The organism is Allobosea sp. GW822-FHT03F07 (assembly GCF_058801345.1).
The window spans coordinates 662,467-686,133 of record NZ_JBXAND010000001.1 but is presented as its reverse complement, the minus strand read 5'-3'; the positions used below and the strand labels follow the sequence as shown (position 1 = coordinate 686,133).

The following is a 23,667-nucleotide window of genomic DNA, read 5'->3' as shown; positions in this document are numbered from 1 at the left end:
ATGGCGGAGAGCCCTCACTGTGTCACCGGCGGATCGCGCGCGGTCTGCCGGCATTGCTGCCATCCTGCTCTCGACCGCTACGCATGGAGGGCGGCCAGCCGGTCCCGGAGGCGCGGCACGGTCCAGTCCAGGAAGCATCGCACCTTCAGCGGCAGCAGGTCCGCCTCTGGATAGATCAGGCTGACCGGCAGCGGCTCCGGCGCAAAGTCGGGCAGGAGGACCTGCAACTGGCCGGAGCGCAATTCCTCCTCCACCTGATAGGACAGCAGGCGGACGATCCCGAAGCCGGCCAAGGCGGCCTGGATGGCGGCCTCCGTCGTATTGACGGCAAGCCTCGGATGCGGGTCGACCGCGAAGGCCGCGCTGTCCCGCCGGTAGCGCGACTCCGGGGCGACCGCGAAGCCCTGGAAGCTGATTCCGTCATGCAGCGCCAGATCCTCCGGCACGCGTGGGACACCGCGCCGGGCGAGGTAGGCGGGGCTGGCGCAGATGACCCGGCGCACCGTGCCGACCCGGGTCGCGATCAGCGTGCTGTCCGCCAGATGCCCGATGCGCAGGGCCACGTCGATATGCTCGTCCGCCAGATTGAGCTGCTGGTCGGCCAGGATCAGGCGCAGCTTGATTTCGGGCTGTTCTGCCAGGAAACCCAGGGCGACAGGCAGGAGATGGCGTTCCCCGAAGGCGATCGGCGCCGTGACCTGCAGCCCGCCGCGGGCCGCGTTGTGTTCGCCGGCGGCCTCGCGCTCCGCCTCTTCCAACTGTCCCAGAATGCGCCGGGAGGCGGCGACGAAGGCGCGGCCGGCGTCGGTCAGGGCAATCCCCCGGCTGGTGCGGATCAACAGCCGCGAGCCCAGATGCTGCTCGAACTCGGCGATCTTGCGGCTGACTGTGGAGAGCGGGGCGCGCAACTGCCGCGCTCCGGCCGAAAGACTGCCGGCGTCGACGACGTCCAGCAGAACCGACATGGCCTCGAACCTGTCCATCTTTCCTCCCGCCATGCGGGAGGATGGCTCCCGATACCGCAGGATACTCCAACTGGAAGGGAGGGAATAGTTTAGGGACCAGGCGGTTGGGGCCAGTCTGGACGGCACGCCTCAGGTCGCGTCAGTGATCAGACGGAGCAAATCATGTCGAATCTTTCTCGCCGCGCCTTCGCGGGCGGTCTTCCGCTCGGCCTCCTCGCAGGGGGCCTTGTCCCTCTTCTCGCGCCAGCCCGGAGCGTGGCCGCGCCTTCCGCGGAAGCCATTGTGACGCCCCTCGCGCAGATCCGGATCGGCCGCTTTACCGTGACGGCGCTCACCGACGGCTATGCGGACATGCCGTACACCTTTTTCCCCGGCCGCACGGCCGCCGAGGTCGAGCAGGCGGCAACCGCGCAGTTCGTCGCCCGGCCGAGCGGTGTCCGCTTCGTGTTCAACCAGTATTTGATCGAGGATGACGAGCGCAGGATTCTGCTCGATACAGGCCCGGCCGGGTCGATCGGGCAGACCGGCGCATTGCCGCAGGCGCTTGCCGCCCGCGGCCTGCGTCGAGATCAGATCGACGCCGTGATCGTGACCCACATGCATCAGGATCACATGGGCGGTCTGATCTCCGGTGGGCAGAACAACTTCCCCAATGCCGAGCTCTACATCGACCGGCGCGACGTCACCCATTGGACCGACCCGGCGAAGCGCAACGCCGCCCCCGACTATCTGCAGACCAGCTTCCGCATGGCGACGGATGTCGTGCGCCTCTACCCGCGGCTGCAGGCGATCGACGGCCCGCGTGACATCCTGCGCGGCATCTCGATCGTCGATCTGACCGGCCATACGCCCGGGCATATCGGCGTCCGGATCGAGGATGCCGGCCAGAGCCTCATCATGGTGTCCGACATGGTCTTTCCAGTCGTGCATCCCGTCGCGACCGACGTGAACTTCCTGTTCGAGCAGGATCGCGCGGCTGCCAAGGCGATGCGGGACCGGTTCTTTCCGCTCGCCGCAGCGGAAGGCGCGCTGATCGCCGCGACGCACATGCCCTTCCCGGGCCTCGGCCGTATTGTCTCCGACCGCGGGCAGTTGCGCTGGCAGGTCGCGGACTGGGCTCTCCAGACCTGACCTTGGAACCTGGAGCATCGGCCCGAAAAGTGGAATGCGGTTTTCGGAAAAGCCGATGCAAAACAAAAGGCTAGATCATCGGACCGAGCACGATGTTCGGTCCGATGATCTAAAGGGTTCATCGCATTCGGACGACTTCGCCGGCTCGCGGCGCGATCGGGAGAGGCATCATGGGTCACAGATATCTCGAGATCGCGTCGACGCCCTCGGTGAGGGCGGCGCGCGAGCACTATGGCAGCGCCCACCAGTGGGCGCGCGCCGACGCTCGCTCGAATCCCGACGAGCCCGTTCGCAACCAGCGCATCGGCGCCGCCGAGCAGGAATTCATTGCTGCGCGCGACGGCTTCTATCTGGCCAGCGTCTCCGAGTCGGGCTGGCCCTATGTCCAGTTTCGCGGCGGGCCTGCAGGCTTCCTGCGTGTCGTCGACAGCGGCACATTGGGCTTCGCGGATTTCCGCGGCAATCGTCAGTACATCACGACCGGCAACGTCCAGGCGAATGACCGTGTGTCGCTTTTCCTGATGGATTACCTGCACCAGAGGCGCCTGAAGGTCTTCGGCCGCATGCGCGTCATCGACGCCGGGGACGACCCCGCTCTCGAAGAGCGTCTGACCGTGCCGGGCTATGCGGGGCGCGTCGAGCGCCTCGTCCTGATCGCGGTCGAGGCGTTCGACTGGAACTGCCCCCAGCACATCACGCCGCGTTTCACCGAGGCCGAACTGGAGTCTGCGCTCGAACCCGTGCGCGACGAACTGAAGGGCCTGCGCGCGGAAAACGAGCGCCTGCGGCGCGAGATCGCCACTCGAACCGCCAATCCGCCGGCTTGAAAAGCCTATTCGCATCCGCAAAGAGGCCTGAATCGACGCCGGTCATGTCTCATCGACAGACGCAGCGTCACCTGGATCGATGAATTCAGGCAACACGCGAAGGGGGCAGCTTCCGTAGCAACTCGATTTCGCAGCCAACCCCGCCAGCGCATCAACGAGAACATTGGAGAAGATCGATGGAATCGTCGTCGAAAAAGCCAAGCGTGCTTCCGACAGGCGGCGGCGCGGCGCTCATGGACCCGTCCGATACGCTGGTTCTTCTGCTCGATCATCAGTCCGGGCTGTTCCAGACGGTGAAGGATATCCCGGTCGCCGACCTTCGGCGCAATGTGGAGATGATCGCCAGGCTGTGCACGCTGCTGAACATTCCGGTGGTCACCACCGCTTCGGAACCCGCCGGCACGAACGGACCGCTCATGCCGGAGATCCATCAACTCGCCCCGCACGCTGTCTACGTCGCGCGCAAGGGCGAGGTGAACGCCTGGGACAACGCGGACTTCGTGGCGCAGGTCCAGGCGACCGGCCGCAAGACGCTCGTCATGGCCGGTGTCTGGACCAGCGTCTGCGTCATGTTTCCTGCACTCGACGCACGCGCGGCGGGATACGATGTCTACGCCGTGATCGACGCGTCGGGCGATCCGAGTGAAATGGCGTCGCGCACCTCTCTCGCACGCTTCGTGCAAGGCGGCGTCAAGCCGACCACGACCAACGCGCTCTTGTCGGAACTTCACCGAACCTGGGCTCGACCGGAGGCTGCCAGCCTCGCCCAACTCTACGGGCTCGTCGCTCCGAACTATGCCGCGGTGATGGAGAGCTATCAGCGGGCGCAGGAGGCAGCCTTGCAGGCGCGGTAGCCGGTCAGGCGCGCGCCTGCCCTTCCCACGAGGGGCAGGGGTTCGCGTAGCAGCCCGTCCCTACGACGCCGGCGCGATGTTCAGGGTCATCTGGCTGCGCCCGACCCGCCCTTCCTTGTCGACAGCCTGGATCTCAATGACATGCTTGCCGGGCGGCACGAGTACGGCAGGCGCCTCGATGCCCTGCGCGGTGATGAACGCCTTGACCCGCGTGGTGACGTCGAGCGCCGGCTGGCGGCGATAGATCACGCGCACGCTCTCGGGATCGATCGGGACGCCATTGCTCGGCAGGAACTTGACCGCCAGCCGCAGCGGCTTGCCGGCGACGCCCGAGCCCAGCGTGCCCTGCGTGTCGATGCCAGGGCCGCGGGTCAGGTTGCGCACGGCGCTGCCCGACGCGTCGGGAGCCGGCAATCCGGCCTCCTCGCGGGTGATGAGTTGGACCGGCTCCGCGGCTTTCGCGGCGGTGAACGGAATGGCGGCGGCAACAGCCGCAGCGAACATGGCAGCCAGGAGGTGCCGGATGAGCGTCGTCTTGGTCATCGTTTCACTTCACTCCCAGAAGACCGGCGATTAGGCCGGTCATGATCGACAATGCGGTGCTGGCGAGAAGGATGGTCGTCTCCACGGCCTTGAGCGTGTCCATCGGCATCTTGCCGTTCACTGCGAGCAGCCCCTTTCGGAGTGCCGGCACCGAGGCGAGGCCCTTTGCGCTCAAGGCAGCCTGCGTGACGCGCAGCAACATGCCGGCGAACATGGAGGCGCCTATGCTCAGCGCGTAGAACGACGTTTCGCGCCAGGCGGCGACTCCTTGCGGCAGCAACGGGATGTTGTCGATCCAACCCAGCAATGCGTTCATCGCCGCGACGGAAAAAATCGCGAACAACACGGCGACGGCCGCATCGAGCCCGCTCATGCGCGGGCGCACGCCGAAATAGAACAGGCCGGTGGCGAAGGGGATGGCCATCGAGGACAGCCGCAACACGGAGAGCGACAGGTCGAGCCCCAGAACCACCGTCCAGTAAGCGGCCATGAGTGCGAGGAAGCCGATCGGGAGCACCCAGAAGCGCCGGCGTGCGGCGACGAGCCGGAAAGGACTCTCCACTTCCGCACTCTCCCCCGCTTCGGCTTCGCCGCCATCGCTGGCTTCCACAACCTCGGCCCGAAAGCGACGCCGCTCCTGCGCCTGCTCCAAGCTGGCGATACGCCCCTCGAACGCATCGAGGCTGGCAAGGCGCGCCTCAGCCGCATTGAGGCGGCGCAGCAGCGGCAGGACGGGCGTCAGGTCGCGGCCGCAGCAGCGGCACGACAATGCGTTGCCGTTGAGCACGGCATCGCAATAGGGACAGACGAGTTGGTCCTGCACCGAAATCCGCAGCCTTGTTTGGAGAGCGCACGCGAAAAGCCACATCTCGCTTGCCGACGCAAGCAAATCACGCCGCGACAGCTACGGAAGCCGGCGAAATTCACCGAATTCGGTTGCCGAATTGTCGCCGCGCCCGAAGGCGGTCGCTGCACGGCGGCGGCGAATCATCTACTGCCGACACATGAGCACCACCGCGAACACCGCCTTCCTCGCCCGCCTGACCGAGGCCGTTACGCGCTACAGGGCCGAGGTCGCGGGCCCGCGCGAGCATCTCTCGCTGCTGCGCTGGCAGATCGCCCAGGGCGATGCGCTCGACCGGCGCGACACCTTCCCCGGCCATGTCACAACCAGCGCCTATGTGCTTTCGCCCGACCATGCGCGCATCCTGCTGATCGACCATGTCGTGATCGGCCGCTGGCTTCAGCCCGGCGGCCATTGGGAGGACGCCCCGACCTTCGCTGCGTCTGCGGCACGCGAGGCGCTGGAGGAGACCGGCGTACAGGGCCTTGCGCTGCATCCCTGGCACCAGGGCGGCGACCTGCCCTTCTTCATCGACAGCCACGACGTGCCCGGCAAGCCGGCGAAGGCCGAACCCGCCCATATCCATCACGACCTGCAATATCTCTTCCTGGCCGATCCGGCGCTGCCGCTCGTCGCCCAGATCGAGGAGGTCCATGCCGCCGCCTGGAAGCCGCTGGAGGAACTCGTGGACATCGCCCCCCTCGCGCTCGCCCGGATTCGGACCCTGACGCCCCCGCGCTGAGCCAAGACCCAATGTTGCCGCATTGCAACATGTAACTTTATTACAATTTCTAGCGCCCGCATCCTCTCGTCAGCAGCCCGGCCAAAGGGCAGACTGAATCAACGTCAACGCGCAGACTCTATTGCAAATCATTCGCATTTGCATAAAATCGACTCGACGCAACCGGAACCTGCCCCATGTCGCTGAAACATCTCGCCGCCGCTGCCCTCCTCTCGGGCGCGGCGACCGCCTCCTTCGCCGCCGACCTGCCCTCGCGCAAGGGCGCCCCCGCCGCGCCGCCCGTCGCCTCCGCCTGTACCGAAAGCGAGGGCATCCCCACCGACGCCTTCGGCTTCACGACCGGGTCGGATGTGGCCGATCCCGGCTCCTTTGGCGCGAGCCTGACTTATGGCGGCGCCTATGGCACGCGGCTGGGCTCGTCCAACAGCAACGGCTTGCAGCTTCAGGGCTCATACGGCCTCGCGCCCTGCCTCGAAGTCGGTCCTTACCTGCTCGGCGGCTTCTCGCGCTCCTCCTTCGCCGGCGTCAGCGCCGACGAGCGCAGCTTCGGCGCCGGCATCGAGACCAAGTACAAGCTCCTCGGCCGCGACATGCACGGCATCGGCCTGACCGTGGTGATCGACCCGAGCTTCAACCGGACCGACCCCGACGGCGCCGGACGCTTCACCACCTACAACACGGGCCTGCGCCTCTTCGCCGACAAGACGCTCGTACCCGGCAAGCTCTACGCCGCGCTCAACCTCTCGCAGGACATGACCTGGACAGGGCCGGACCCTTACGCCCGCTCCTCGACCTTCACGCTCAGTGGCTCGCTCGCCTGGCAGGTGCTGGACGGCGTCTATCTCAGCGGCGAGGTCCGCCATCAGCGCGCTCACAACACGCTCGGCTTCGGCAAGGAGGCGGGCTACGCCACCTTCGCGGGCCCCGGCGTGTTCTGGCAGGCGACCAAGCAGTTCGCGATCTCGGCAGCCTACAACATCCAGGTCGCGGGCAAGGCGAAAAACGAGCCGGGCAATCTCGACCTGACCAATTTCAGCCAGCACCTCGTTAAGGTGAAGGCCGCCTACAGCTTCTGAGGCTCCAGTCCTTCACTCTGCTCGAAAAGGCGGCCGCGGCGACGCGGCCGCCTTTTCGTTTTGTACGGGGCCGCCATCACGTTGACATACTCCAGGCCAGTATCCTATCAGCGATCGCGTAGAGATACTCCACCCCAGTATTGGTTGCGGTATGCCCCACAGCCCCGAGGACAAGCGGCGCGCCGTCACCCGGCTGCGCCGGATCAGAGGCCAGGCCGACGCGCTGATCCTGGCCGTCGAGCGCGGCGAGGATTGTGGCGCGCTGTTGCAGCAGCTCGCCGCCCTGCGCGGCGCTGCGACCGGATTGATGGCGGAGGTGCTCGAAATGCATCTGCGCGAAACGATGCAGACATCAGTTCGCCCGGCCGAGGAAGGCGACGAGAACCCGGACTCCATCGCCGAGATCATGCGCGTCATCCGGCCCTATCTGAAATGAACGCTCGAAAAGAAGGAAACGCCCGATGAAGACCCGTGCAGCCGTCGCCTGGGAAGCCGGCAAGCCCCTCACCATCGAGACCATCGAGATCGGCGGGCCGAAGGCCGGCGAGGTCCTGGTCGAGGTGATGGCGACCGGCATCTGCCATACCGACGCCTACACCCTGTCGGGGCTCGATTCCGAGGGCAAGTTCCCGGCTATCCTCGGCCACGAGGGCGCAGGCATCGTGCGTGAGGTCGGCGCCGGCGTCACCACGCTCAAGGTCGGCGACCATGTCATCCCGCTCTACACGCCGGAATGCCGCAACTGTAAGTCCTGCCTGTCGCGCCGGACCAATCTCTGCACCTCGATCCGCGCCACCCAGGGGCAAGGTCTCATGCCCGATGGGACAAGTCGCTTCTCCTGCGATGGCGGCGAGGTCTTCCACTATATGGGCTGCTCGACCTTCGCGAACTTCACCGTTCTGCCCGAGATCGCGCTCGCCAAGGTCCGCGAGGACGCCCCCTTCGACAAGATCTGCTATATCGGCTGCGGCGTGACGACCGGCATCGGCGCGGTGATCTACACCGCCAAGGTCTGGCCCGGCGCCAATGTCGTCGTCTTCGGGCTCGGCGGCATCGGCCTCAACGTCATCCAGGGCGCCCGCATGGTTGGCGCCGACAAGATCATCGGCGTCGACATCAACCCGGCCAAGGTCGAGATGGCCCGGAAGTTCGGCATGACCGACTTCGTCAACCCCAAGGAGATCGGCAACGACAAGGTCGTACAGGCGATCGTCGACCTGACCGGCGGCGGCGCCGACTTCTCCTTCGACGCCACCGGCAACACCGACGTCATGCGCCAGGCGCTGGAATGCTGCCATCGCGGCTGGGGCGAGTCGATCATCATCGGCGTGGCCGAGGCCGGCAAGGAGATCGCGACGCGTCCGTTCCAGCTGGTCACCGGCCGCGTCTGGAAGGGCACCGCCTTCGGCGGCGCGCGCGGCCGCACCGACGTGCCGAAGATCGTCGACTGGTACATGGAGGGCAAGATCAACATCGACGACCTGATCACCCACAAGCTCTCGCTCGACGAGATCAACCACGGCTTCGACCTGATGCATGAGGGCAAGTCGATCAGGAGCGTGGTGGTCTACTGAGACGCCGTTCTTCCGCCGTATCAGTCGATCACTAAGCTCGACGTCATCCCGGACGAGCGGCGCAGCCGCGCTGCTCCGGGATCCATCGTAGAGCGCAGTTCCCTGCGATGGATCCCGGAGTTCCGCTTCGCTGCGTCCGGGATGACGACGCGGGTTTCGCTGCGCTGTCGCGCAAGCTCGACCAAGAAGGTAAAGCGCATGGAACTCCTCTCCTCCTCGAAGGCCTTCGGCGGCTCGCAGCGGGTCTATCGCCATGACAGCGCCGCCTGCGCCTGCCCGATGACCTTCGCGATCTATCTGCCGCATCAGATAGAGGACGGGCCGGTTCCGCTGCTCTGGTATCTCTCGGGCCTGACCTGCACGCACCAGAACGCGATGGACAAGGGCGAGTACCGCGCGGCAGCCGCCGCCAACGGCATCGCCATCATCTGCCCGGACACCTCACCGCGCGGCGAAGGCATTCCCGACGAACCGGACAACTGGCAGTTCGGCGTGGGCGCCGGCTTCTATCTCGACGCCACCCGGGAGCCCTATGCGAAGAACTACAGGATGGAGAGCTATATCCGCGACGAGTTGCCGGATCTGGTCTCCCGCCATTTCCCGGTCGACATGGGTCGCCAGGGCATCTTCGGCCATTCCATGGGCGGTCATGGCGCCATCACGCTCGCGCTGAAGAACCCGCAGCGCTACGCCTCCGTCTCCGCCTTCGCGCCGATCGTACAGCCCTCGACGGCCGGCTGGTCGCGCCCGGCCTTCGAGAAGTATCTCGGCACCGACGAGCGCAGCTGGCGCGCCTATGACACGACCCTCCTGATCGCGGACGGCCATCGCGTCAGGGATCTGCTGGTCGATCAGGGCACCGCCGACGGCTTCCTCGACGAGGGCCTGAAGCCCCAGCTTCTGGAGATCGCCTGTGCGGCCGCCGGCATCCCGCTCGAACTGCACATGCGCGACGGCTACGACCACTCCTACAACTTCATCTCGACCTTCATGGCCCAGCACATCGCCTGGCATGCCCAGCGATTGACGGCGCTCTGAGCCACCTTCCACGGAACGCATCGCCCTGCCCGCGTGTTGACCGGATGCGCCGCTCCGGCGCACCGGGGCAAATGCCATGGCCGATCGACAAAAGCCGCATCGCTCGCTCTTCACGCGGCTGTCTCAGACGACCGCCCATTGGGCCGGCAAGCCGCAGACCTTCTTCGTCGCGCTCTCGATCATCGTTCTGTGGGCCGTGTCGGGGCCGATCTTCGGCTTCAACGACACCTGGCAACTGGTGATCAACACCTCGACGACCATCGTCACCTTCCTGATGGTCTTCATCATCCAGAACAGCCAGAATCGCGACACGGCGGCGATGCAGATCAAGCTCGACGAGTTGCTTGCGAAGATCGAAGGCGCGCGCGAGGAGCTGATGGATCTCGAGGAGCTCGACGAGGACAAGATCGAGGCGATTCGGGGCGAGTTCGAGCAGCGCGCCGAACAGGCCCGCAATCATCAGCCGCTCTCGGACGCGGAACGTTAAAGCCGTCTCTCAGACCACCGCGGTCAGCCCGCCATCGACCATCAGCAGGTGCCCGTTGACATAGTCCGACGCCGCCGAGGACAGGAAGATCGCGGCGCCGACCAGTTCCTTGGTCTCGCCCCAGCGGCCGGCGGGCGTGCGGTTGCACAGCCAGTTCGAAAAGGCCTCGTCGGCCATCAGGGCGGCGTTGAGCTCGGTCGCGAAATAGCCCGGCCCGATCGCGTTGGACTGGATGTTGTGCTTGCCGAGTTCGGCGGCGAGCCCACGCGTCATCATCTTCACCGCCCCCTTCGAGGCGGTGTACGGGATGATGGTCGGTCGCCCGAGTTCGCTCTGCACCGAGCCGATATTGACGATCTTGCCGCTCCGGCGCGGCACCATGCGCTTCGTGACAGCCTGAGTGACGTAAAACACCGAATGCAGGTTCGTCGCCATCAGCTCATGCCAGCCCTCGACCGGGAATTCGGTGATCGGCGCGCGCTTCTGCATCCCGGCATTGTTGATCAGGATATCGATCGGCCCGATCTCGGCCTCGATCTTCGCCACCCCCGCCTCGACGGCGGCATGGTCGGTGACGTCGAAGGGCGCGACCGAGACTTTGCGCCCCGCCGTCGAAATGACCTGCGCCGCTCGCTCCAGCTTGGCCTTGTCGCGGCCGTTCAGAACGACATGCGCGCCGGCCTCCGACAGCCCCTCCGCCAGAGCAAGGCCGATCCCCTGCCCCGAGCCGGTGACCAGGGCGATCCTGCCCTCGAGATTGAACAGCGACAGAGACATGGCCGATCCTCGCGACGATTGAAGCAGCCGGCATCTTTGGGTTTGCGCCGGTCCATTGAAACTGGGTAAGCAGCTTTCAAACGATTAGACAACACCGATCACGAGGTCGAAACTCTCTCAGCCCTCATCCTGAGGAGCCGCGGAACGCGGCGCCACGAAGGATGGACCAGCACGCTCCGGAACCATCTGGAGCATCCTTCGAGACGCGCTCGTGCGAGCACGCCTCAGGATGAGGGCCGAGAAGAATGCCGACCAGCCAGGGAGAAGCCGCCATGCGTGCCGTCGTCATCCATGCCGAGAAGGACCTGCGCGTCGACGATGTCGCCATCGGCGAGCCGGGCCCCCAGCAGGTCCGCGTCAAGATCGAGGCCGGCGGCATCTGCGGCTCGGACCTGCACTACTACCTGCATGGCGGCTTCGGCACGATCCGGGTCCGCGAACCGCTGATCCTCGGCCACGAGATCGCCGGCCGCGTCGAGAAGGTCGGCAGCGAGGTCACGCGCGTGAAGGTCGGCGACCGCGTCGCGGTCAATCCGAGCCGCGCCTGCGGCCATTGCCGCTATTGCCAGATGGGCCTGCAGCAGCACTGCACCGACATGCTGTTCTATGGCAGCGCAATGCGCTTTCCCCATGTCCAGGGCGGCTTCCGCGAAATGCTCGTCATCGAGGAGCGGCAGGCTGTGAAGGTCGCCGACCACGTCACGGCAGCCGAGGCCGCCTTCGCCGAGCCGCTGGCGGTCTGCCTCCACGCCGCCAAGCGCGCCGGCCCGCTGCTCGGCAAGCGTGTCCTCGTCACCGGTTCCGGGCCGATCGGCATCCTCGCGATCGTCGCGGCGAAGGCGGCGGGTGCGGCCGAGATCGTCGGGACCGATGTCGTCGACGGTCCCCTGCCGACGGCGCTGAAGATGGGCGCGAGCCGGGCCATCAACGTGATGGCGCAGCCCGACCTGCTGAAAGCCGAGTACGGAGCCGAGAAAGGCGCCTTCGACGTGATGTTCGAGGCCTCGGGCAACCAGCACGCGCTGACCGGAGCCTTCGATGTGCTGCGCTCGGGCGGGACCATCGTCCAGATCGGCGTCGGCGGAAATTTCACCCTGCCGATGAATGTCGTCGTCGCCAAGGAATTCGACCTGCGCGGCTCCTTCCGCTTCCATGAGGAATTCGACTGGGCGGTGGCGATGATCGGCTCGAAGACGATCGACCTCTCCCCCTTGCTGACGGCGACGATTCCGGTTGAGCGTGCGATCGAGGCCTTCGACCTCGCCGCCGACAAGTCGAAGGCGATGAAGGTCCAACTCGCCTTCGGCTGAGCCGGCCCAGCAAAGCGAACACCATCCGGCGCCATCGGCGCCGGATAGGATTCGTCACAAAATGTGAGAAGGCGGAAACGAATTCCCCGCTATAAACGCGTCGGAACGGGCTCGTCGCCCGATGTGGACGCAATCGAGAATGACACGCAAATATTTCGGAACCGACGGCATCCGCGGACGCGCCAATGGCGCGATCACCCCGGACCTCGCCCTCAAGGTCGGCCAGGCCACAGGCCTGGCCTTTCATCGCGGCGACTATCGGCACCGCGTCGTGATCGGCAAGGACACCCGCCTCTCCGGCTACATGATCGAATACGCGATGGTCGCGGGCTTCACCTCCGTCGGCATGGACGTGATGCTGCTCGGCCCGATGCCGACGCCTGCCGTCGCTATGCTGACGCGCTCGATGCGCGCCGATCTCGGCGTGATGATCTCGGCCTCCCACAACCCCTATGAGGACAACGGCATCAAGCTGTTCGGCCCCGATGGCTACAAGCTCAGCGACGAGGTCGAGAGCGAGATCTCGAAGCTGATCGATTCCGATCTCGCGCCCCGCCTCTCCGCCTCCCCCGCGCTGGGCCGGGCCAAGCGCATCGACAGCGCCCAGTCGCGCTATATCGAGTTCGCCAAGCGCACGCTGCCGCGCAATATGAGCCTGGAGGGCCTGCGCATTGTCATCGATTGCGCGAATGGCGCCGGCTACAAGGTCGCGCCCGAGGCGCTTTGGGAACTCGGCGCCGAAGTCATTTCGATCGGTGTCGATCCCGACGGCTTCAACATCAACAAGGATGTCGGCTCGACAGCTCCCGACGCGCTGATCGCCAAGGTGCGCGAGCTGCGCGCCGACATCGGCATCGCGCTCGATGGCGACGCCGACCGCGTGCTGATCGTCGATGAGCTCGGGCATGTCGTCGATGGCGACCAGCTCATGGCCGTGATCGCGCGCGACTGGTTGGAGGATGGCCGCCTGTCACAGCCCGGTCTGGTCGCGACCGTTATGTCCAATCTGGGCCTCGAGCGCTATCTGGCCGGGCTGGGCCTGAGCCTCGCCCGCACCGCCGTCGGCGATCGCTATGTGCTGGAGCATATGCGCAACCACGGCTTCAATCTCGGCGGCGAGCAGTCCGGCCACATCATCCTCTCCGATTTCGGCACGACCGGCGACGGGCTGGTCGCGGCGCTGCAATTGCTGGCGGCCGTCAAGCGCCACGACAAGCCGGTCTCCGAGGTCTGCCACGCCTTCGAGCCGCTGCCGCAGATCCTCAAGAACGTCCGCTACAAGCAGGGCCAGCCGCTTTCGGAAAAGCCCGTCGTCAGCGCCATCGAGGCCGCCCGGCAGATGCTCGGCGAGAGCGGCCGCCTCGTCATCCGCCCCTCCGGCACCGAACCGGTCATCCGCGTCATGGCCGAGGGCGACGACGCCGACCTCGTCATGCGCGCGGTCGACAACGTCGTCGACGCGGTGACGACGGCGGCTGCGTAGGACGCTCGGTTCTGCGCCCGGCAAGAAAACGGGTCAACCCGGACAAGCCGCGTCAGCGGCGCCGATCCGGGATCCACGCCTGAGCGCAGGTCGGTTATGGCCGGGAATGATCCCGGGTCTGCGCTGCGCTACGCCCGGGACGACGGCCTGTCTCCGAGGCAGGACGACGTGCCTGAGCACGCATGCCCGAACGCTCAGGAACCCTGCCTTGCGTCACGCACCGCCGCCGTTAACGGCTCGGCAAGTATTCAGCCGAATTTCAGACTTTCTTGAGGTTAATTGCTAAGGTTAAGTCTCGCTTAAGAAATCACTGGCATGGTCGTCCCGTCGGTAACTCGCGCGGGCTGCGTTCTTGGCGCCGCGCAAACTCGAGGGACACTGCCATGGGCAGCCTGAAAACTTTTGCGCTGGCAGGCGCCTTGGCGCTCGGGGCATCCGCCGCCGCGGCCGCCGACCTCGCCTATCCCGCCCCACTGCCTGCGGAGCCGCCCGTCCTGAGGGGCTCGATCAACAGCGGCTTCTACCTGCGCGGCGACATCGGCGTCGGCACGCAGTCCTATGACGATCTGGATGTGAAGCTGAACGGCGCTCCGGTCATTCAGACCACGGGTGTCACCTCCTTCACCACCGTCAAGCCGGACCGCAGCTTTGCCGCCTTCGCCGGCGTCGGCATCGGCTACCAGTTCAACAACTGGCTGCGCTTCGATCTGACCGGAGAATATCGTGGCGCCTCGTTCAACGGCCGCGATCAGATCTCCTATGATTTCGGCGTTCCGACCAACCAGACCAACGTCTATCGGGCGGACATCGCGACCTTCGTCGGACTGGTCAACGGCTATATCGATCTCGGCACCTGGAACTGCCTCACACCCTATCTCGGCGCCGGCATCGGCTTCGCCAACCACACGGTGAACGGCCTCTCCGACAACGGCATCAACCAGGCCGTCGGCGCAGCCTTCGGCAACGTCTCCTACGCCTATGGCGACTCGCGCAGCACGACCAACTTCGCCTGGGCGCTGATGGCCGGCGTCTCCTACGACGTCACCTCGAACCTCAAGCTCGACATCGGCTACCGCTATCTGAACATGGGCGACGGCCCGACCGTCGGCCTCGGCGGCGCCAACGGCCTGCTCGTCAACCCGAGCTCCTCGGTCCGCTTCAAGAACATCGACAGCCACGACATCCGCATCGGCATGCGCTGGAACTTCAGCGATCCGAGCTGCTGCGGCCCGGTCGAGAAGCCGATCGCCTACGCGCCGACGGTCCGCAAATACTGAGCGCGACGACAAACCGACGAGCAGCGCGGGCCCCGGTCCGCGCTGCTTTCATTTGAGGCCTCGGAAAGCTCAGCGCAGCAGCGACTGGCCGGTCATCTCGGCCGGTTGGGCGACGCCCAGCAGCGCCAGCAGCGTCGGCGCGACATCGGCGAGGCGCCCATTCGCCAGCCCCGTGGCCTTGCTCCCGACGACCATCACCGGCACCGGATAGGTCGTATGCGCCGTGTGCGGCGCGCCTGTCTCGGGGTCGACCATCAGTTCGCAATTGCCGTGGTCGGCGGTGACGAGCATCGCGCCTCCCGCCCGCGCGATCGCTTCCGCGATGCGCCCGAGCCCGGCATCTACCGTCTCGACCGCCTTGATCGCGGCGGACAGCACGCCGGTATGGCCGACCATGTCGGGATTGGCGAAGTTCAGCACGATGAGGTCATAGCGGCCCGACTCGATCGCCTGCACCGCACGCTCGGTCAGCTCGGGCGCCGACATCTCGGGCTGGAGATCATAGGTCGCGACCTTCGGCGAGGGTACCATGATCCTGTCCTCACGCGGATAAGGCGTCTCCTCGCCACCGTTGAAGAAATAGGTGACGTGCGGATATTTCTCCGTCTCGGCCATGTGGACCTGCGCGAGACCGGCCTTGGCGACCGTCTCGCCGAGCCCGTTGGCCAGCGTCTGCGGCGCGAACAGCGCCGGCATGATCTCGTCGAGCTCGGCGCTGTAGGAGGTCATGCTGACGGCTTTCGCCAACTGCGGCCGACGCGGCCGCATGAAGCCGGTGAAGTCCGCGAACAGCACCGCGTCGAGGATCTCGCGGATGCGGTCGGAGCGGAAATTGAAGCTGAGTAGACCGTCGCCGTCCTGCATGCCGGCATGGCCGCCTATCACGGCCGGCGGAATGAACTCGTCGTTGATTCCATCGGCATAAGCGCCCGCGATCGCCGCCGGTGCATCCGGGAACACGTGCCCCGCCCCCAGCACGATCGCCTGCCAGGCCTGCTCGACGCGCTCCCAGCGATTGTCCCGGTCCATCGCGAAATAGCGGCCGCAGACGCTGGCGATCACGGCCTGCGGCGGCAGGGCGGCGATGAAATCGCGGACGTAGCCGGCCGCCGATTGCGGCGGCGTATCGCGCCCGTCGGTGAAGATGTGGACACGAACCGGAATGCCCTGCTCCACCAGGATACGCGCCAGCGCCACGGCATGGTCCTGATGCGCATGCACGCCACCCGGCGAGACGAGGCCGAGCAGGTGGCAGGCGCCGCCGCTGGCCTTGAGCGCGGCGATCAGCCCGGAGTCCGCCAGCGCCTGCGCGATCGAACCGTCCTCGATCGCCTGGTTGATGCGCGGCAGGTCCTGCATCACCACCCGCCCGGCGCCGAGATTGAGGTGGCCGACCTCGGAATTGCCCATCTGGCCCTCCGGCAGGCCGACATCGAGACCCGACGTCTTCAGGAAGGCGCGGGGAGAACTGGCCCAGAGACGGTCGAAATTCGGCGTATGCGCCAGGCGCACCGCGTTGTTTTCAGCTTCCTCGCGCCAGCCCCAGCCATCGAGGATCATCAGCATGACGGGGCGAGGAGACATGGCCGACCTGTGAGCATTCGTGGAAACCGTTGTGCGAGTATCACGCCGCCCGGCGCGAATGCGAGTGCTAAGAAGGCGGACGGCCCCCATCGGGAGAGCAGCCATGACGATCAAGGCAGTGGTTTTCGATGCCTATGGCACCTTGTTCGACGTGCAGTCCGTCAGCGCCGTCACCGAGGCCGCCTTTCCCGGCCATGGCGAGGTCATCACCCAGATCTGGCGATTGAAGCAGCTCGAATACACCTGGCTGCGCGGATTGATGGGCCGCTACGAGGATTTCTGGAACGTCACGCAGGAATCCCTCGCCTACACGCTGGAGACGCTCGGCCTCACCGCGATGCCTGAACTCGTCGCGAAGATTGCGGAAGCCTATGACGCGCTGGCGCTCTATCCCGAGGCGCGCGCGGCGCTTGAACAGCTCGCCCCCTCGCGGCTGGCGATCTTCTCGAACGGCAGCGCCGCGATGCTGAATCGGCTGGTCGCCCAGGCCGGCATCAACGGCCTGTTCGAGGCCGTGATCAGCGTCGACGAGATCGGCGTCTACAAGCCCGATCCGCGCGGATACCGGCATGTCGAGACGCGGCTCGGCTTGAACCGGGAGGACATCCTCTTCGTCTCCTCGAACGGCTTCGACATAGCCGGCGCCAAGGCGCATGGCTTCAGGGTCGCACGGATCGCGAGGCTGGCTCCGGATGCCCTGCACAAGGAACTCCGGGGCGGCAGCGCCTTTGGATCCGCACAGATGTTTAAGGCGCTGCGGATGCAGGCCGAGCAACTCGGGCTTGACGCAGATGTGACCATTGCGGCCCTGACAGATCTCGTCTCCTATGCCGGTCCCGCGAGCAGCCTCTCCCGGGGATGATCCGCCGCGCAGCCCGCCTTCGCCCGAGGAGCCTGACATGATCAAGTTCTACTACCACCCCTCGCCGAACCCGGCGAAGATCGCCCTCTTCCTCGAAGAAGCCGGCCTCCCCTACGAGATGGTGCCGGTCGACACGCGCAAGGGCGAACAGTTCAAGCCGGAATTCCTGGCGATCAACCCTAATGCCAAGACGCCGGCATTGACCGATGGCGACGTCACGGTCTTCGACAGCAACGCGATCCTGCTCTACCTCGCCGAGAAGACCGGCCAGTTCCTGCCGGAGAACACGCCGAAGGCTCGGGGCGAGATGCTCTCCTGGCTGATGTTCGTCGCGACCGGCATCGGCCCCTATTGCGGCCAGGCCGTGCATTTCAGCCGCTTCGCGCCGGAAAAGATCCCCTACGCGATCAACCGTTACGCCCGCGAGGCCGAACGCCACTGGGGGATCATCGACGCGCGGCTCGGCAAGAACCGCTACATGCTCGGCGACAGCTACACGCTGATCGACATGTCCGTCTGGGGCTGGGCGACGCGCCTCGGTTTCGCCGTCGGGGACGCATGGGTCGACATGTTCCCGCATGTCAAACGCCATCTCGACGAGATCTCCGCGCGCCCGGCCGCCCAGCGCGCCATCGCTCTCAAGGACGCCTTCGCCTTCAAGGCGGACTTCGACGAAGAGGCCCGCAAGTTCCTGTTCCCGCAGAACGCCCATCTCGCCCGATAGAGCCTGCAGACTTTACACAGAACCAAGTCATCCCGGACAAGCGGCGAAGCCGCGCAACTCCGGGATCCATCGGAGAACTCCGGAGCCCTCCGATGGATCCCGGGGCAAGCCCGGGGTGACGGAGTGGTTCCGAGAATAGTTGGAAGACCCAGCGCCGGAGCGGGCAAGCGCACCGGGAGCGACGTCAGTCCTGCTCCCCGTTCTCCCCCTCGCCGTCCTTCAGCGCCTCAAGCGGCGCATCCAGCGTGAAGACCAGCCCGCTCGGCGGATAAGCGCTCTCCGCCCGCGCCTGCGCGGCTGGAAAGGTCCGCTCGATCAGGCGCGAGCCGAAGCCGCGCCGCGACGGAGCGGTGACCGGCGGCCCTCCGCTCTCCTGCCAGCGCAGGCGGAACTGGGCGGCGCCGTCGATCTCGTCGATGCGCCATGACAGGTCGACCGTGCCCGACTCGTTCGAAAGCGCCCCGTATTTGACAGCGTTGGTCGCCAGTTCGTGCAGCATCAGCGTCAGGGCGAGCGCAGATTTCGGCCCGAGCACGAGATCGGGCCCGCCGATCCTGAACCGCGCCGGATCGCCCTGGATCGCGACGACGCTGCCCGCAATGTCCGCCATCGGCGCATTGGCGCGCTGGCCAGCGACGAGCAGGTCATGCGCGCGCGAGAGCGCCGCCAGTCGCGCGGTGAAGGCCTCGTTCGCGGCTTCCAGCGAGGTCGCGCTCCGCAACGTCTGCGAGGCGATCGCCTGGATCATGGCGAGCGTGTTCTTCACGCGATGCGCCAGCTCCTGCATCAGCAAGCGCAGCTGCGCCTCCGCCTCCTTGCGCTCGGTGATGTCGAGATGGGCACCGACCAGCCGGACGGCCCGACCGGCCTCGTCACGCTCGATCTGGGCGACGGCCGAGATCCAGCGCACCGCTCCGTCCGAGGGGCGAATGATCCTGTACTCGATCTGGTAGTCGCATGCCGTTCCTGCGATCGCCTCGCGGAAATGGCTTTCGACCATTGCCCGCTCCTGCGGATGGATGCGCCTGACCCAATCCTCATGACTCTCATGCACCGCCTCGGGCGGCAGCCCGTGGATCAACAGATATTCCGGCGAGCGCCGGTTGCGGAAGCCGTCCCGCAACTCGACTTCGAGCCCGCCGACCTTGCCGATCTTCTGGACCTGGGCGAGCTCCTGCTCGCGGCGGCGCAGGGCCTGTTCGGCCGCGTCACGCTCGCGCTGCGCGCCCACCAGCGTCGTCGTCTCGATGACGACGGCAAGCACACCCAGGACCGCCCCCGCATCGTCGAAGATCGGGCTGTAGTCGACATTCAGCCAGACATCCTCCGCCACGCCGTTGCGATGCAGGACCAGCGGCAGATCGCGATAGGACAAGGGCTGTCCGCCCTCGAAGACGGTCTTCATCACCTCGATGTGGAGATCCGTGACCTCCGGCCAGGCGTCCCAGATGCTCTGCCCGAGGATGTCGGGATGCTTGGCGCCGGCGATGACCGCATAGGCGTCGTTGTAGAGCAGCAGCCCGGATTGCCCCCAGAACATCACCATCGGCGTGGGCGACGCCAGGACGAGCTGCAAGGCGGACCTCAGCCGCTCCGGCCAGGTCGAGACAGGCCCCAGCGCGGTCTCGGCTCCCGTCCAGGAGCGCAGGATCGCGCCCACCTCGCCGCCAGCGGCGGGCCATGATCGCTCAGCCACGGCCATATCCCCCCAGCCGATCGACGTCCTTGCGCGCACGAGGCCGATTCCATGCTGTGTGCCACCAACTGGCAGCACTAACAGGCGCGGCCGCCACACTACACGTCAAATGACATATCCCACTGCCCTCATACGTCTGTTCCATCCCTCCGGTTTCAGCGAAAGCAGTGGCAGCATATCCGGTTTCGCGGCAGTGTCGCCGAAACGATTCCGCGGCGGGATGCAGACGGCGGACGAGACGTAGCAGAGGGATACGGATGCCGACTGACATCGAGATCGCGCGCGCGGTGAAGCTCCAGCCTATCGCCGATATTGCCGAACGCGCCGGCATTCCCGAAGCCGCCCTCCATCCCTATGGCAAGTTCATCGCCAAGGTCGATACGCACGAAATCCCGGATTTCACGACGCGGCCCGACGGCAAGCTGATCCTCGTCACTGCGATCAGCCCGACGCCGGCGGGCGAGGGCAAGACCACGACGACCGTCGGGCTCGGCGACGGCCTGACGCGCATCGGCAAGCGCTGCGTCATCGCGCTGCGCGAGCCCTCGCTCGGCCCCTGTTTCGGGGTGAAGGGCGGCGCGGCCGGCGGCGGCCACGCCCAGGTCGTGCCGATGGAGCAGATCAACCTGCATTTCACCGGCGACTTCCACGCCATTACCAGCGCGCACAACCTGCTCGCGGCGATGATCGACAACCATGTCTATTGGGACAATGCGCTCGGTTTCGACACGCGCCACATCGCCTGGCGGCGCGTGCTGGACATGAACGACCGCGCCCTGCGCTGCACCGTCTCCTCGCTCGGCGGCAACGGCAACGGCTTCCCGCGCGAGGATGGCTTCGACATCACCGTCGCCTCCGAGGTGATGGCGATCTTCTGCCTCGCGACCGACCGCGCCGACCTCGAGGCGCGGCTGGGCCGGATCGTCGTCGGCCGCACGCGCGACAAGCGGCCGATCACGGCAGCCGAGCTGAAGGCCACCGGCGCGATGAGCGTCCTGCTCAACGAGGCGCTGATGCCGAATCTGGTGCAGACGCTGGAAGGCACGCCCGCCTTCGTCCATGGCGGCCCCTTCGCCAACATCGCCCATGGCTGCAATTCGGCGATTGCCACGCGCGCCGCGCTGAAGCTCTCGGACTACACGGTGACCGAGGCCGGCTTCGGCGCCGATCTCGGCGCCGAGAAGTTCTTCGACATCAAATGCCGCAAGACGGGCTTGAAGCCCGCCGCCGCCGTCGTCGTCGCGACCGTGCGGGCGCTGAAGATGCATGGCGGCATGGCTAAGGAGGCGCTCGGCCAGGAGGATCTGGCGGCGCTCCACGCCGGCCTCGCAAATCTCGCGCGCCATGTCGGCAACATCCGCAAGTTCGGCGTGCCGCCGATCGTGGCGATCAACCACTTCGTCAGCGACACGCCGGCCGAGCATGAGCTGATCGCGAATTTCTGCCGCAACCATCTCGGCGTCGAGGCGGTGATCTGCCGGCACTGGGCTGAAGGAAGCGCCGGCACCGAGGAGCTGGCGCGCCGGGTCGTCGCCCTCGCGGAGAGCGGCGAGGCCGATTTCGAGCCGCTCTATCCCGACACCCTGCCGCTCTGGGACAAGCTCGAGACCATCGCCCGCGAGATCTACGGTGCGGACGGCATCTCCGCCGACCTCAAGGTGCGCGCCCGCTTCGCCGATCTCGAGGCGGGCGGCTATGGCCGCCTGCCGGTCTGCGTGGCCAAGACGCAGTACTCCTTCTCCGCCGATCCGACTCTGCGCGGCGCGCCGACGGGGCACATCGTCCCGGTGCGGGAGGTCAGGCTCTCGGCCGGCGCCGGCTTCGTCGTCGCGATCTGCGGAGACATCATGACGATGCCCGGCCTGCCGCGCTCGCCGGCGGCCGAACGCATCCATATCGACGCGCAGGGGCGGATCGAAGGACTGTTTTGAGCGGAACTGCTGTCCCCGCACCGGTTGTTGGCGGATCTTTAAAACCTGCCCAACAGGATTTCGGCCCGGCTCCACGCCCGAATTGGCAGGGTCCGGCGTGAGGAGACGTCACAACGATGAAAGCCGTCGCTGGAGCCATCCGGCTGCCCCGCGGCCTCAGGGCCCGCGTGCTGGCCTGGACGCTGGCGATCCTGGTCGCGATCGCCCTGCCGGCGGCCGGCGTCTTCATCTGGATCGTGGACAATACGGTGGTGAAGCTCGGCACGCTCTTCGCCGAGAAGCAAATCCTGTTCGACCGCTATCGCGGCCTGGAATCTCTGATGCGCGAGGTCTCGCTGGCCGAGACGGTCGCCCGCTCGCCCGCCATCATCGAATGGGCACAGGACGAGACCGACCCCGCCAAGACCGAGCGCGGCCTGGCCGAACTCGAGCATTACCGGCTCTCGTTCAAGGACCAGAGCTATTTCGCCGTGCTCGACGGCTCGGGAAGCTACTATTTCAACGACAAGGACAACAACTACGAGCACGACCGCAAGCGCTATGTCCTGTCGCGCGATAACCCGCGCGACGGCTGGTATTACAAGACGGCGGCGTTCGGATCGGGCTGCCACCTCAATGTCGACCATGACGACAACCTCAAGGTTACCAAGGTCTGGATCAACTGCATCATCCGGCGGGCCGACCGCGTGCTCGGCATCATCGGCACCGGAGTCGACCTCAGCCAGTTCATCCGCGAGGTCGTCGACATCCCGCAGACCGGCGTGCAGAGCATGTTCGTCGACCGCAGCGGTGCCGTGCAGGCCCACCGGGATCCGAAGCTGGTCGACTTCCACAGCCTGACCAAGGACACCAAGGCCAAGAGGACGATCTTCCTGCAGCTCGACAGCGAGCGCGACCGCGGCGCGCTGGCGACGATGATGGAACAGGTCGCGACCGGTGGCGCGCTCGTCCGCTCCCGCTTCATGCAGATCGACGGCCGCGAGGCTCTGGTCGGCGTCGGTTATCTCGACCGGCTCGGCTGGTTCAACGTCACCATCATGGATGTCGACGAGATCATCGACCGGCGCCTCTTCGCCCCGATCGCGCTGCTGCTGGGCGCCATGCTTCTCGCTGCGGCGGTGCTGATGACGATCCTGTTCAAGCGCAGCGTGCTCGACCGGCTGGCCCGGGTCGAGGCTGCGGTCGAGCGCGTGCAGGCCGGGCGCTTCGACAGCGTCGTCGCCGATCAGGCCGATGACGAGATCGGCCGACTCGCCCGCGCCTTCGGCGATATGGCGCGCGCCGTCGGCGACAACACCGACCGTCTCGAGCAGATGGTCAGCGAACGCACGCAGAAGCTGGAGCGCCTCGCCCACCTCGATCCACTCACCGGCATCTTCAACCGCCGCGGCCTCGAACAGGCCTTCGCGACCGAGCAGAACCGGGCCCGGCGCAACGACCGGACCCTCGGCCTGCTGCTGGTCGACATCGACGATTTCAAGCCGATCAACGACATCCACGGCCACCAGGCCGGCGACCGGGTGATTCTCGAAGTGGTCGCGCGCTTGACCAGACAGCTGCGCAACTACGATCTCTGCGCGCGTTGGGGTGGCGACGAATTCTTCGTGCTGCTCGGCGATGCCGGCTTTGAGGCGCTGAACGCGGTCTCCGCAAAAATCCTCGCGGCCATGCGCGAGAAGCCGATCCTCGTGAGCGAGGGTGTGTCGCTGCCGGTCACGGTCAGCATCGGCGCCTGTCTCGTCGCGGCGGAGGAGGCATTTGCGGAGGCTGCCGGCCATGCCGACACGGCGCTCTACGCCGCCAAGCAGAACGGCCGCGACACCTTTGTCGTCGATGACGAGGCCGCCACCGCGCGCCGCACGGCATCAGCCCGCTGAGGCATACCTAGAGCCTGCTGATTTTTCTCGGAACAGGCGGTCATCCCGGATCTCCGCGGAGCCTG

At 66.3% G+C, this 23,667-nt stretch carries 23 protein-coding genes; 16 read left to right on the top strand and 7 right to left on the bottom strand.

Going from position 1 to position 23,667, the window contains the following annotated elements; genetic code table 11:
- Positions 1-77: 77 nt before the first annotated feature.
- Positions 78-983, bottom strand: a complete 906-nt coding sequence (locus tag AC1RMY_RS03295; protein WP_492863550.1) for a LysR family transcriptional regulator — start codon at positions 981-983, stop codon at positions 78-80.
- A gap of 144 nt (positions 984-1,127) precedes the next feature.
- Here AC1RMY_RS03295 and AC1RMY_RS03290 point away from each other — a divergent pair, with 144 nt between their 5' ends.
- From AC1RMY_RS03290 to AC1RMY_RS03280, 3 genes are all read left to right on the top strand, one after another.
- Positions 1,128-2,096, top strand: coding sequence for an MBL fold metallo-hydrolase (locus AC1RMY_RS03290; protein WP_492862514.1), 969 nt, complete (start codon positions 1,128-1,130; stop codon positions 2,094-2,096).
- A gap of 170 nt (positions 2,097-2,266) precedes the next feature.
- The gene (locus AC1RMY_RS03285; protein WP_492862513.1) at positions 2,267-2,923 is read left to right on the top strand and encodes a pyridoxamine 5'-phosphate oxidase family protein; all 657 of its coding nucleotides are present in this window, start codon (positions 2,267-2,269) and stop codon (positions 2,921-2,923) included.
- Positions 2,924-3,099: 176 nt separating this feature from the next.
- Positions 3,100-3,777 (top strand): isochorismatase family protein, encoded by a 678-nt coding sequence (locus tag AC1RMY_RS03280; RefSeq protein ID WP_492862512.1) that lies wholly within the window; start codon positions 3,100-3,102, stop codon positions 3,775-3,777.
- A gap of 60 nt (positions 3,778-3,837) precedes the next feature.
- On the opposite strand, the gene AC1RMY_RS03275 is transcribed toward AC1RMY_RS03280, so the two are convergent.
- Positions 3,838-4,320 (bottom strand): hypothetical protein, encoded by a 483-nt coding sequence (locus AC1RMY_RS03275; protein WP_492862511.1) that lies wholly within the window; start codon positions 4,318-4,320, stop codon positions 3,838-3,840.
- 4 nt (positions 4,321-4,324) lie between these two features.
- The gene (locus tag AC1RMY_RS03270; RefSeq protein ID WP_492862510.1) at positions 4,325-5,107 is read right to left on the bottom strand and encodes a hypothetical protein; all 783 of its coding nucleotides are present in this window, start codon (positions 5,105-5,107) and stop codon (positions 4,325-4,327) included.
- 217 nt (positions 5,108-5,324) lie between these two features.
- On the opposite strand from AC1RMY_RS03270, the gene AC1RMY_RS03265 reads away from it, so the two are divergent.
- The 4 genes from AC1RMY_RS03265 (at position 5,325) to AC1RMY_RS03250 (ending at position 8,556) form a co-directional block, all read left to right on the top strand.
- A complete protein-coding gene (locus AC1RMY_RS03265) occupies positions 5,325-5,906 on the top strand; it encodes an NUDIX hydrolase (RefSeq protein ID WP_492862509.1) in 582 nt (193 codons plus the stop codon).
- A gap of 176 nt (positions 5,907-6,082) precedes the next feature.
- Positions 6,083-6,982 (top strand): DUF6662 family protein, encoded by a 900-nt coding sequence (locus tag AC1RMY_RS03260; protein ID WP_492862508.1) that lies wholly within the window; start codon positions 6,083-6,085, stop codon positions 6,980-6,982.
- Between the two features lie 151 nt (positions 6,983-7,133).
- The gene (locus AC1RMY_RS03255; RefSeq protein ID WP_492862507.1) at positions 7,134-7,418 is read left to right on the top strand and encodes a metal-sensing transcriptional repressor; all 285 of its coding nucleotides are present in this window, start codon (positions 7,134-7,136) and stop codon (positions 7,416-7,418) included.
- Between the two features lie 25 nt (positions 7,419-7,443).
- Entirely contained in the window at positions 7,444-8,556 is a 1,113-nt protein-coding gene (locus AC1RMY_RS03250; RefSeq protein ID WP_492862506.1) for an S-(hydroxymethyl)glutathione dehydrogenase/class III alcohol dehydrogenase, read from the top strand.
- A gap of 20 nt (positions 8,557-8,576) precedes the next feature.
- On the opposite strand, the gene AC1RMY_RS03245 is transcribed toward AC1RMY_RS03250, so the two are convergent.
- A complete protein-coding gene (locus tag AC1RMY_RS03245; RefSeq protein WP_492862505.1) occupies positions 8,577-8,756 on the bottom strand; it encodes a hypothetical protein in 180 nt (59 codons plus the stop codon).
- On the opposite strand from AC1RMY_RS03245, the gene fghA reads away from it, so the two are divergent.
- Both fghA and AC1RMY_RS03235 read left to right on the top strand, forming a co-directional pair.
- Positions 8,755-9,594: an S-formylglutathione hydrolase gene (fghA, locus tag AC1RMY_RS03240; protein WP_492862504.1), complete on the top strand. Its 840-nt coding sequence runs from the start codon at positions 8,755-8,757 to the stop codon at positions 9,592-9,594. The genes AC1RMY_RS03245 and fghA overlap by 2 nt on opposite strands.
- 76 nt (positions 9,595-9,670) lie before the next feature.
- On the top strand, positions 9,671-10,081 hold the full coding sequence (locus tag AC1RMY_RS03235; RefSeq protein ID WP_492862503.1) for a low affinity iron permease family protein: 411 nt from the start codon (positions 9,671-9,673) through the stop codon (positions 10,079-10,081).
- Between the two features lie 9 nt (positions 10,082-10,090).
- Here the strand turns inward: AC1RMY_RS03235 and AC1RMY_RS03230 are convergent, their stop codons facing one another.
- Positions 10,091-10,858: an SDR family oxidoreductase gene (locus tag AC1RMY_RS03230; RefSeq protein ID WP_492862502.1), complete on the bottom strand. Its 768-nt coding sequence runs from the start codon at positions 10,856-10,858 to the stop codon at positions 10,091-10,093.
- A 272-nt stretch (positions 10,859-11,130) separates the two neighbouring features.
- On the opposite strand from AC1RMY_RS03230, the gene AC1RMY_RS03225 reads away from it, so the two are divergent.
- From AC1RMY_RS03225 to AC1RMY_RS03215, 3 genes are all read left to right on the top strand, one after another.
- The gene (locus tag AC1RMY_RS03225) at positions 11,131-12,168 is read left to right on the top strand and encodes an L-idonate 5-dehydrogenase (protein ID WP_492862501.1); all 1,038 of its coding nucleotides are present in this window, start codon (positions 11,131-11,133) and stop codon (positions 12,166-12,168) included.
- A gap of 139 nt (positions 12,169-12,307) precedes the next feature.
- Positions 12,308-13,651 (top strand): phosphoglucosamine mutase, encoded by a 1,344-nt coding sequence (gene glmM / locus AC1RMY_RS03220; protein ID WP_492862499.1) that lies wholly within the window; start codon positions 12,308-12,310, stop codon positions 13,649-13,651.
- Positions 13,652-14,034: 383 nt separating this feature from the next.
- Positions 14,035-14,928, top strand: coding sequence for an outer membrane protein (locus AC1RMY_RS03215; protein ID WP_492862498.1), 894 nt, complete (start codon positions 14,035-14,037; stop codon positions 14,926-14,928).
- A 69-nt stretch (positions 14,929-14,997) separates the two neighbouring features.
- Here AC1RMY_RS03215 and gpmI read toward each other — a convergent pair whose 3' ends face one another.
- The gene (gene gpmI, locus AC1RMY_RS03210; protein ID WP_492862497.1) at positions 14,998-16,512 is read right to left on the bottom strand and encodes a 2,3-bisphosphoglycerate-independent phosphoglycerate mutase; all 1,515 of its coding nucleotides are present in this window, start codon (positions 16,510-16,512) and stop codon (positions 14,998-15,000) included.
- Between the two features lie 103 nt (positions 16,513-16,615).
- Between gpmI and AC1RMY_RS03205 the strand changes: the two genes are divergently transcribed.
- Positions 16,616-17,374, top strand: a complete 759-nt coding sequence (locus tag AC1RMY_RS03205; RefSeq protein ID WP_492862496.1) for a haloacid dehalogenase type II — start codon at positions 16,616-16,618, stop codon at positions 17,372-17,374.
- 37 nt (positions 17,375-17,411) lie between these two features.
- Entirely contained in the window at positions 17,412-18,098 is a 687-nt protein-coding gene (locus tag AC1RMY_RS03200; RefSeq protein ID WP_492862495.1) for a glutathione S-transferase family protein, read from the top strand.
- A gap of 184 nt (positions 18,099-18,282) precedes the next feature.
- Here AC1RMY_RS03200 and AC1RMY_RS03195 read toward each other — a convergent pair whose 3' ends face one another.
- Complete coding sequence (locus AC1RMY_RS03195) at positions 18,283-19,794, bottom strand: sensor histidine kinase (RefSeq protein WP_492862494.1); 1,512 nt, start codon at positions 19,792-19,794, stop codon at positions 18,283-18,285.
- 257 nt (positions 19,795-20,051) lie between these two features.
- Here AC1RMY_RS03195 and AC1RMY_RS03190 point away from each other — a divergent pair, with 257 nt between their 5' ends.
- A complete protein-coding gene (locus AC1RMY_RS03190; protein ID WP_492862493.1) occupies positions 20,052-21,725 on the top strand; it encodes a formate--tetrahydrofolate ligase in 1,674 nt (557 codons plus the stop codon).
- Between the two features lie 116 nt (positions 21,726-21,841).
- Positions 21,842-23,602: a sensor domain-containing diguanylate cyclase gene (locus AC1RMY_RS03185; protein WP_492862492.1), complete on the top strand. Its 1,761-nt coding sequence runs from the start codon at positions 21,842-21,844 to the stop codon at positions 23,600-23,602.
- Positions 23,603-23,667 lie beyond the last annotated feature (65 nt).

Bases quoted from the DNA above. Each gene is read 5' to 3' on its own strand.
- AC1RMY_RS03200 (WP_492862495.1), top strand. From the start codon at position 17,412: ATGATCAAGTTCTACTACCACCCCTCGCCGAACCCGGCGAAGATCGCC.
- AC1RMY_RS03255 (WP_492862507.1), top strand. From the start codon at position 7,134: ATGCCCCACAGCCCCGAGGACAAGCGGCGCGCCGTCACCCGGCTGCGC.
- AC1RMY_RS03275 (WP_492862511.1), bottom strand. From the start codon at position 4,320: ATGACCAAGACGACGCTCATCCGGCACCTCCTGGCTGCCATGTTCGCT.
- AC1RMY_RS03295 (WP_492863550.1), bottom strand. From the start codon at position 983: ATGGACAGGTTCGAGGCCATGTCGGTTCTGCTGGACGTCGTCGACGCC.
- glmM (WP_492862499.1), top strand. From the start codon at position 12,308: ATGACACGCAAATATTTCGGAACCGACGGCATCCGCGGACGCGCCAAT.
- AC1RMY_RS03215 (WP_492862498.1), top strand. From the start codon at position 14,035: ATGGGCAGCCTGAAAACTTTTGCGCTGGCAGGCGCCTTGGCGCTCGGG.
- AC1RMY_RS03245 (WP_492862505.1), bottom strand. From the start codon at position 8,756: ATGCGCTTTACCTTCTTGGTCGAGCTTGCGCGACAGCGCAGCGAAACC.
- AC1RMY_RS03205 (WP_492862496.1), top strand. From the start codon at position 16,616: ATGACGATCAAGGCAGTGGTTTTCGATGCCTATGGCACCTTGTTCGAC.
- AC1RMY_RS03265 (WP_492862509.1), top strand. From the start codon at position 5,325: ATGAGCACCACCGCGAACACCGCCTTCCTCGCCCGCCTGACCGAGGCC.
- AC1RMY_RS03280 (WP_492862512.1), top strand. From the start codon at position 3,100: ATGGAATCGTCGTCGAAAAAGCCAAGCGTGCTTCCGACAGGCGGCGGC.
- AC1RMY_RS03250 (WP_492862506.1), top strand. From the start codon at position 7,444: ATGAAGACCCGTGCAGCCGTCGCCTGGGAAGCCGGCAAGCCCCTCACC.
- AC1RMY_RS03190 (WP_492862493.1), top strand. From the start codon at position 20,052: ATGCCGACTGACATCGAGATCGCGCGCGCGGTGAAGCTCCAGCCTATC.
- AC1RMY_RS03235 (WP_492862503.1), top strand. From the start codon at position 9,671: ATGGCCGATCGACAAAAGCCGCATCGCTCGCTCTTCACGCGGCTGTCT.
- AC1RMY_RS03230 (WP_492862502.1), bottom strand. From the start codon at position 10,858: ATGTCTCTGTCGCTGTTCAATCTCGAGGGCAGGATCGCCCTGGTCACC.
- AC1RMY_RS03290 (WP_492862514.1), top strand. From the start codon at position 1,128: ATGTCGAATCTTTCTCGCCGCGCCTTCGCGGGCGGTCTTCCGCTCGGC.
- AC1RMY_RS03225 (WP_492862501.1), top strand. From the start codon at position 11,131: ATGCGTGCCGTCGTCATCCATGCCGAGAAGGACCTGCGCGTCGACGAT.
- AC1RMY_RS03285 (WP_492862513.1), top strand. From the start codon at position 2,267: ATGGGTCACAGATATCTCGAGATCGCGTCGACGCCCTCGGTGAGGGCG.
- AC1RMY_RS03185 (WP_492862492.1), top strand. From the start codon at position 21,842: ATGAAAGCCGTCGCTGGAGCCATCCGGCTGCCCCGCGGCCTCAGGGCC.
- fghA (WP_492862504.1), top strand. From the start codon at position 8,755: ATGGAACTCCTCTCCTCCTCGAAGGCCTTCGGCGGCTCGCAGCGGGTC.
- AC1RMY_RS03260 (WP_492862508.1), top strand. From the start codon at position 6,083: ATGTCGCTGAAACATCTCGCCGCCGCTGCCCTCCTCTCGGGCGCGGCG.
- gpmI (WP_492862497.1), bottom strand. From the start codon at position 16,512: ATGTCTCCTCGCCCCGTCATGCTGATGATCCTCGATGGCTGGGGCTGG.